The 8,678-nt window shown below is 49.2% G+C and carries 7 protein-coding genes and 2 pseudogenes; 2 read left to right on the top strand and 7 right to left on the bottom strand.

Annotated elements, in window-relative coordinates:
• From E0702_RS15660 to E0702_RS15675, 4 genes and pseudogenes are all read right to left on the bottom strand, one after another.
• On the bottom strand, window positions 1-600 hold a 600-nt coding region (locus E0702_RS15660), incomplete at its 3' end, for an ISAs1 family transposase (RefSeq protein WP_240721787.1).
• An 85-nt stretch (window positions 601-685) separates the two neighbouring features.
• Window positions 686-1,213, bottom strand: a complete 528-nt coding sequence (locus tag E0702_RS15665; protein WP_306766925.1) for a helix-turn-helix domain-containing protein — start codon at window positions 1,211-1,213, stop codon at window positions 686-688.
• Window positions 1,162-1,671, bottom strand: coding sequence for a transposase (locus tag E0702_RS15670; protein WP_132045534.1), 510 nt, complete (start codon window positions 1,669-1,671; stop codon window positions 1,162-1,164). Before E0702_RS15670 ends, E0702_RS15665 begins: the two co-directional genes overlap by 52 nt.
• A gap of 235 nt (window positions 1,672-1,906) precedes the next feature.
• A pseudogene (locus tag E0702_RS15675) lies at window positions 1,907-2,152 on the bottom strand (transposase); the annotation flags it as partial.
• Between the two features lie 145 nt (window positions 2,153-2,297).
• On the opposite strand from E0702_RS15675, the gene E0702_RS15680 reads away from it, so the two are divergent.
• A complete protein-coding gene (locus E0702_RS15680; RefSeq protein ID WP_132045538.1) occupies window positions 2,298-3,239 on the top strand; it encodes an IS1595-like element ISHsp4 family transposase in 942 nt (313 codons plus the stop codon).
• A gap of 12 nt (window positions 3,240-3,251) precedes the next feature.
• A pseudogene (locus E0702_RS21755) lies at window positions 3,252-3,365 on the top strand (IS3 family transposase); the annotation flags it as partial.
• 648 nt (window positions 3,366-4,013) lie between these two features.
• Here E0702_RS21755 and E0702_RS15690 read toward each other — a convergent pair.
• The 3 genes from E0702_RS15690 to E0702_RS15700 form a co-directional block, all read right to left on the bottom strand.
• Window positions 4,014-4,832 carry a hypothetical protein gene (locus tag E0702_RS15690; RefSeq protein WP_132045540.1) on the bottom strand — a complete coding sequence of 273 codons (819 nt, stop codon included), beginning with the start codon at window positions 4,830-4,832 and terminating at the stop codon, window positions 4,014-4,016.
• A gap of 30 nt (window positions 4,833-4,862) precedes the next feature.
• Entirely contained in the window at window positions 4,863-7,943 is a 3,081-nt protein-coding gene (locus E0702_RS15695) for a polysaccharide pyruvyl transferase family protein (protein ID WP_132045542.1), read from the bottom strand.
• A gap of 276 nt (window positions 7,944-8,219) precedes the next feature.
• Complete coding sequence (locus E0702_RS15700; protein ID WP_132045544.1) at window positions 8,220-8,636, bottom strand: transposase; 417 nt, start codon at window positions 8,634-8,636, stop codon at window positions 8,220-8,222.
• Window positions 8,637-8,678 lie beyond the last annotated feature (42 nt).

An 8,678-nucleotide genomic window follows, 5' to 3' on the forward strand; every position in this document is an offset into this window, starting at 1 on the left:
TGGCTGATTGCCCTTCACCGATAGCAAGTAATCAGCCCCCTTCTGCAGGACCTGAGTGGCGATTTTCTTCTGGCATCCCATGGCATCGATCGTTACCAGACAGCCTTGCAGATTGAGTAGCTTGAGCAGTTCGGGAATCGCCGTAATATCATTGGACTTCTGTGCCGTCTTCACCTGTCCCAGGACGACACCATTCGCAGCGCTGAAGGCGCTGACCATGTGGATCGCACCCTTGCCTTTGCCACGGCAGTACGAGCCGCGCAGGGTCTTGCCATCGATGGCCACCACGGCCCCATCAGTGACGTCATGGCAGGCCTTCATCCACTCGGCGAACGCACTCTGCAGCTTATCGGCATTAACCAGCGCCATCACCCTGGCCAGGGTGTCATGGCTCGGTACGCCAGCCTCAAAATCGCCGTACTGGCGAAGAAAATCCAGCTTCGCGTGGCCAAAATCTTCAATTTCTTCCCAACCCTCAGCACCACAGACCACCGCACAGACCGTCAGAAACAGGATGTCGGACAATTGATGCTGCACTTTCCACGCTTGGCGGAAGTCAGGAACGATCGATAAATGGTGCATAAGAGACGGTGTCAGCATCGGATCATCCATGAGCAAAAGCTGCTAGATGACCACATGAGCTCCTACTGGTAAAGCGCTACGAAGCCCGTCGTAGAGCGGTTTTTCATGCATTTTCCCTGCGTGCAGGGCCCGGTAACCAGCTGATATCCCAACACCAAAGCCGGTTTGGCGCCGTGGTCTGGTGCGTAGTCGGCGGTCGCTTGCGCTGTGGGGGCTGCTGTCGGCCCCGATGGTGTTGCTGGTCATATTCATGAAGCACTCGGTACATCGTCGACTCAGAGGCCAGGTAGCGGCCCTTGTCCGCCTGATCGGCCACGATGAAGGCGGGAGGGCGGCTCCGATACTCCGGGGCGTTGCACAGCGCCACAACAGCCTCTCGTTCCTCGGGCGACAGCTTGTTGGCCGGCTCCGGGCGGTCGGCGTCGGGGCGGCGATCCGCCGTCACTTCGCCTTCCGCAACCCAGCGGTAATAGGTTCGCACATTGATGCCCATCACCTGACAGGCCTTGGCCAGCCGAGCACCGTCACGCTGGGCGTCTTGCACCAGAGTCACGATACGCTGGCGATCCGGGAGGCTGGTCAGTCGTCCTCGTCGTTGGTCGTGCCCCAGATCGCCTCGGCCTTTTTTGATAGGGCCAACAGCGCCGCCGTCTCGGCGAGGGCCTTGTCCTTGCGGTGCAGTTCCCGCTCCAGCTTGCGGAGCCGCTTCTGCTCCACCTTGCGCGCCTGGCGAAGCTGCTTGGCCTGCGCTGCCGCATCGTCGTTGGCGTTCATGCAGGCATCCCGCCAGGCCTCCACCTGCTCGGGGTAGAGCCCGCGCTCGCGGCAGTAGGCGCTGACTTCAGCCTCGTTCATCGGAGCTGTCTCCAGGACGATCTGGAACTTCTCCTGGCTGGTCCACTGATCTGGCTGGGTAGAACGTGATGGCAAAACCTGTCCTCGTGCTCTGGCCTGTTTCCGCCAATTGTAGAGGGTTGTCGCGGTGATGCCTTCCTGTTCGGCTAATTCAGGGATGGTCATATTCATGGGCGGCGCCATCTTCTTGAGGATGGCTTCCTTACGCTCTGCGGGGTAACGCACGTTGATCACCTCTCAATCCGTTTGGGTGACAACTACGCTGACAGATAGGGTTCCTGGGCCACTTCTGCCACCGTGCGGTTGTGCGGTGGGAGCAGCTTCTTGAGGATGGCTTCCCGGCGCTCGTCGGAGTACTTCATCGGAACCTCATCACGCCCCATATGGTTCAGAGTCTAACAGCCGCTGATACTCCAACTAGCGTGACAGTGGGGGGGGTGGGGAGGACTCCATCCCATTGCTTACGCTGGAGGCGGGCCAGAATGGCCTCGAAGGTGCCGTCATCGCGCCACAGACGAAAGCGGTCATACACGGTCTTCCATGGGCCGTAACGCTCAGGTAGATCGCGCCATTTGGCGCCCGAGCAGAGGACCCAGAAGATGCCGTTCAACACCTGGCGGTCATCGCGACGGGGACGTCCCATTTTCTGCGGAGGCGACACGATGTCTTCAATGAGGGCCCAGCCGTTGTCGGAGATCTCGTAGCGTCCTGCCATGGGGTCACCTATGCTACTGCAGCATAGGTGACATTAGCAGATACGACTTTTCAGACAAAACCTAATCTGATTACTCATGTTGATCAGCCACCACCTCGTCAGCCTGGCCTACACTGATGGTATATCCAGTAGAGGAGGCGGCGTCATGGCACGTAATCCTATCCAGTTCCAGGCCGGCCTGTCGTTGCCGGCGTTTCTCGAGCAGTACGGCACGGAAGCGCAGTGCCGGGCGGCCCTCTACCGGCATCGCTGGCCCAAAGGGTTCGTATGTCCCGACTGCGGCAACACCACCGGCTGCCGGTTGTCGCGGGGGCTCTACCAGTGCCATCACTGCCATCATCAGACCTCGCTCACCGCCGGTACCATCTTCCATGGTACTCACCTGCCGCTGACCACCTGGTTTCTGGCGATCTATCTGCTCACCCAGCGCAAGAGCGGCATTTCGGCGCTGCAGCTGTCCCGGGAGCTCGGCGTCACCTACAACACGGCCTGGAAGCTCAAACACAAGCTGCTGCAGGTCATGCTCGAGCGTAACCAGAGCGAGCGGCTTGGCGGGCGCATTGAGATCGATGATGCCTACCTGGGCGGCGAGCGGCCGGGAAAGCGCGGACGCGGCGCCGAGCACAAGTTCCCGTTCGTCGCCGCGGTGCAGACCGATGAGGCGGGGCACCCTCAGCGCGTCCAGTTGCGCCGCGTGAGCGGCTTTACCTTGGCCGAGGTGCGCCGCTATGCCCGCGCCGCCATCGTGCCCGGTAGTCGAGTGGTCAGTGATGGCCTGGTGTGTTTCCGGGCCTTCGCGTCACTGGACTACCCCCATGAGCGCATCATCACCGGCAGTGGCCGTGCCAGCACGCAGATCCCTGCGTTCAACTGGGTCAACACCGTGCTGGGCAACGTCAAGAACGCCATCACCGGCACTTACCATGCGATCCGTGGCCACCATGCCCCGCGCTACCTGGCCGAGTTCGAGTACCGCTTCAACCGGCGCTATGACCTCAAGGCCATGCTGCCGCGCTTTCTGACGGTGGCGGCCAGAACACCGCCAATGCCTTACCGGCTGCTGAAGCTGGCTGAGCCATATGCGTAATCAGGAAACCTAATGTATCTGGTGGCAGTGATGGACTGGCACAGTCGTCGAGTGTTGTACTGTCAGGTCTCCAACATGCTGGACACCGACTTCTGTGTTGATGCCCTAGAACAAGCGCTGGCACGTTAAAAGCGACACGATGTCCTCAATGACGGCCCAACCGTTGTCGGAGATCTCATAGCGTCTTGCCATGAAGCCACCTATGCTACTGCAGCATAGATGACAATAGCAGATACGACTTTTTGGACAAAACCTAAACGACAATGACCGGAAATTCTGCCAAGGTAAGGTCCAACATCCGTATGAACTGTTCCTTCAGCTCGAAGAGATTGAGCATCGCACCACCAAGGTTCGGCGGCCACAAAGCAATGGGTTCGTCGAGCAACTGCACCGCACACTGTTGGATGATCAGTTCGTACCCAGGGGCGTACCAAGTTGCACGAGACCCAGGAAGAGATGCAGGCGTACTTGAATAACTACCTCATCATCTACAACACCAAGCGCCCATATCAAGACCTTAACATGAAGGGGGATGACACCCTATGCCGTCTTCAAGCAAGGGCTCACTAAAGCGACGAAGAAGGAATCCAGGAAAATAGCAGAAATCGCTGCTTAACTATAGTCTATAGAGAGCCCACGGGGGTATGTGTCAGGTCATTTCCTTCATTCTACACATAAAGACCTAAATTGTGGTATAAAATGGAAGGTGCCCTACAAGACAGCCATCTTTGAGAACCAGCCACTCCCCTTAGCAACCTCAAAAAACACTCTGTCTCACCTCTCGGATATAGCCAGAGCCTTTTGGATAATTTCGTTAACCAGATTACTAGGCTCAGGGCCATGCCCAGTCTTTGAGGAAAACAACATTGTCTCCAAAAGGTGGTTATTATCCGATTCTCCATTACAATCAATGAAATATTTATAATGATCTTGATAATGGTGAACGTCCAATACATTTTGAACATAGAGACACTTGGCTGTCTCTGCTTTTTTAAATAAACGCGATACGTCTAGCCTTAGCATATCCTGATCAGTCAAGTCACCTCTTTCTGCCTGATAGACATACTTTAGAAAGTTATTTACTACATGATTTAGATTGTACTTCAGCACATTGATCTGAGGATTTATACATACTGACGTCGATTCATTGACATGACAACCCATTGATAATGCAGCGAACCCTCCTGCAGATGAGCCATAAAAAATGATATCTTTGTTCTGAATTCCGAGACAACCTGCAAATTCTCTAACAATAGAGGTGATGCTTTCAATATAACTGTGGTCTCGCGGACCCGTATACCATCCTATACGAATACCCTCCTCTTTTTTATAGAATGATGGATCAGAAACGTTGAGCATCGCCCCAGGAAATTTATCAACCCACTTCCACCTATCAAACTTGGGAAGTGGATGCCTATTAGGGTCCCTAGCACCCGATAGTAATACAAATAGTTTCTTGCTACTTATTCGAGATGCATTCTGCAACAAGAACTCAAAATCGACTCCATCTCTTCTGATCAGATAACGACCGTCGACTACCGAATCCATATCTGACACAATTGATGTGTTACAGACAATCATATTGCGGTTCATGAAATTGTTAATACTCATATCATGTTCTATCTATTTGCCGTGCATAGCATCATGAATAGCCAGCATCGCTCTCTTAGTTGTAAACTCCCAAGAGCGATTCTCTTTAACCCATTCCCTGGCATTTTCACCAAGTGTGCCACGGAGCTGAGGATCTTCGATAAGCCTGGTTAGAGTGTTTACCAGGCTACCAACATCACCTTTCTTGAATACCAGCCCCGTTACACCGTCTTCTACCATATGACTCAAAGCCGCTACGCTAGACACCACCACAGCCTTTTTCATAGCAAGGGCTTCAAGTGGTTTCATGGGTGACACCATTTCACAAACAGGCCACGGCTTTCTCGGAAACGGGGCAATATCTATTAACGAATAGAATGACTCGACCTTTTCGTGAGGCACTCGGCCCGGAAGAATGAGCCAATCGTCGAGCCCTGTGTCTCGAGCATATTTCTTCATCATTGTAGTGATTGGACCGACATTGATCGTGTTGACATTTTCACTTCCAACAATGAGCAATCTAAAGTTAAAACCGCTATTTTTCAAGATACCCGCTGCATAGACAAGATCTTCCAATCCCTCATAATCTACAAAGGTTCCAATGTAGCCAATTACTGGGGTATCGACCGGTATCTTAAGCTTTTTTGCAAGCTCCAGGTCCCGCTCTCTAGGAGAAAAGTTTTCAGCATTTGCCGAATTTGGAAGAATTATTATCTTTGCTGGACTCACTCCTCGACTAGCCATTTCATCTTTCATTGGCTCAGTCAGGGTTAATACATGATCAGCGTTGTTTGCAGTCTCAGCCTCCATATACACTTGATTATTGTATGCATCAGTTCCCCTATATGAAGGCTCTCTTGAAATCTTGGTAACTTCAGCCAAACCTCTTATCTCATACACAAAAGGAATATTCAACTTCCTTGAAACAATCAGTGAAGGCAGTGCAGTCAAGTAGAATGAGGCTGCAATCACCAAATCAGGGTTGATCTCTTTTATCTTTTCTTCCAAAGGCGTTATGATAGAGTTCATGTATTCATAATTAGAACTCCCTTTCCTAAGGGGTAAGCGAACTCTTTGATAGGAAATACCATCGATTACGTGGTCTTGTACGTCGCCAGGATCGATATCATTCCTGACATCAAGGGGAAAACCTGGCCTTGTAAGACATACAACGTCAAAGCCATTTTTTGCCAGCCCTGTTGCTACTCCATGTGCTCTGGTCGCATACCCGCCCGATGCGTAAGGCAGCGAATTATGAAGAACATAACAAATTTTCTTAATTTCTCCATTACTTTTCGTGGTTGATTCTTTTCTATCTTTAATTAACTTAAGAATATCTTTCTCAGTGTTAATATACGATGGAGTGACCACACTGGGATTATCTTCACCATTAGCTTTCTTCATTGTTCTACTACTTTTGCTTTGGGACAGCGCTTTCCTTTCTACTTTCTTCTTGTGCTGAAGAAACATTTTCAATAGCTTAATCGGAATCAGAGGCCATTGCAGAGGCCTTTGATAGTCTTTGACTACCTGCATCCCTACTTTATAACTGGTACTGCTATAGACTCTTTTCAGTTCTGACCTTTCAGCTTTCAGCAGTGCTTTCAGGCTTTTGTTTTCTAATCTTATAATATTATCCTCCATTTCCTGGCGCTTCTTGGTTTGATTCGTCAGATTTTCTTTTAATTCTTTTACCTTAACACTTAGAGAATAATTCTGCTCTTTCAATTTCTCTATAGATTTATTAAGGGAACTAACTCTATGATCATGCTTAAATTCTATCGACTCAATTTCCTTATCTTTCTCTTTCCCGATTAATTTAATTGCCTTTACCCAATAGAGGCTTCTAAGTTCCTCTAGGCTTTCAGACTCTTTGCAATCTTCTTCCTTGTTTTCGAACTCGTAAAGGCTAGATATACGATCTTTCAGCTCCCTTCTGAGAGACTCAATCTTATCGGAAGTCTCGTTGGGATCCAACTTCTTTAAAAAAGCATTGACAATAGCATCCGACACCACTTCATCTGAAAGAGTCGATAGATTATGGCACGAATCGGGAAGTTCCAAGAATTCAAATAACCCCGGCATTTTATACCCATGACTCTCAAAATAAACAGCATCTACTCTTTTTTTAAGAACAAACCCTAGAATTGCTGCATGGAATCGAGAAGTTATAATATGGTCTATTTTAGATAAATTAGCTAAGTAATCATCAACCGAGACAGGCCTAATAATTTCAATTTCTTTGTGGGCTTCTGTTCCTTCGAAGCTACGAAGAATTGCCTCGGAGAGTTCCTTATCAGCATTCGTCTGGACAAAGATCTTAATACTCTTATTAAAGTCAGTGACAAGCCTTTCGATTAAATTCACAGAAAGCTTATACGCCTTACTGCTTTTATAACCTGACTCTTTGAAAGATTGAGTTGTTTCCTTTCGCTCCTGCTTACTGAGACGTATCCCCCATCCTTCGGATCTCATGATGATCCCAACATTATTAGTTACTTCATCATGTTGATACGATGAGGTGTCAATGAAGAAAGCAGGATCCAAACCCAGGAACGCACCATCGAAGTCAAGCTCTTTTTTAATCAATTTTTGTGAAGCCGCCTCTCTGACACCGACAAAGTCAATGGACTTCAAGAACGTCTTTACAAAGTGCTTAGTTTCTCCATCTTCATACGGCCCATACGTTGATGGAAGAACACCTGCAAACTTATTTATATATTTAGCCGCAAATAGCGGATAAGTACGCCAAAAAATAGAGTGATAATTCTCTTTATTGCTGTATTCAAACAGATGCTCCCCAGAGCTAACCCATACGGCATCTACGTCCTCAAGCCCCAGATAAGAAAACAAATACACTGGATCTTCTACAATCTTGGAAACTAAGTTATAGTCTTTAGTATTAAGAAAATGGAATTCTATAGACTCTTTACAAACAAAAGAATCTTTAGATGTAGAAAGAAATTGACTATTGGCTGCATTGAGAAAGACAACATGGATCTTGGCATCAGGAAAACATTCCTTAAATATATCTACCTGGCCATAATTTATTGCCAGATCACCTATATTACTCGCTGAGTGCCCATAAAAAAAAGCAATATTCTTGAATCCCATATTCTTTACTCTTAGCCTAACTTTAAATTCAACGCATTTTCAAAATTTTATAACAAATGAACATAATAGCCTGACATTTATTTAAAGACATAACTCATAATGTTTTTACCCAAACTATTATGCTGGTCTTTATGTGATAGTACTACAGCCGTAACTACTGCTGCGATCGTTTATGCATTGCCATCCGGACTTGTTGCTGTCGACAGTGGCATTGCCAAGCACGGTACTGATGCTTTCGTCGCCAGTCCGACCAACAGGGAAAACGTATGAAAACCTCTAGGCTTTGTCCGAAAAGTCTGCACGCAAGCAGCGATCGATGCACTCCAGGCATACCATCGCACTGAAGCTGCTGGCGAGCTTGTCGTAACGCGTGCAGACACTGCGTAATTCTTTAATCCAACCAATGCAGCGCTCGATGACGTTCCGTTCTCTGTATCGGGGTTTATAAAAGCCTCGTGGCAACCCGGGCCGCGGTTTTCGGTGCATCTTGCGCCTGGCAATGATCGGCTTCATCTGGTGACGATCGCAGTAGTGGCGTAGCGAATCACTGTCATAACCTTTGTCAGCCACAATATAATGGCAACGCTTCCGTGGACGCCCCCTTCGTGCAGGTAAGTGGACCTGCTCCAAGGTAGACATGAAATGGCGGCTATCCGCGTCCTGTCCAGGCGACTCCCCATTCCCGGATAGCAGCCATTACATAGCAAGGCCTTGAACGAAAAAGGCGCAGCCTGT

The sequence above is a fragment of the Halomonas marinisediminis genome (assembly GCF_004347715.1).
In the GTDB taxonomy this organism is placed as follows: Bacteria; Pseudomonadota; Gammaproteobacteria; order Pseudomonadales; family Halomonadaceae; genus Halomonas; species Halomonas icarae.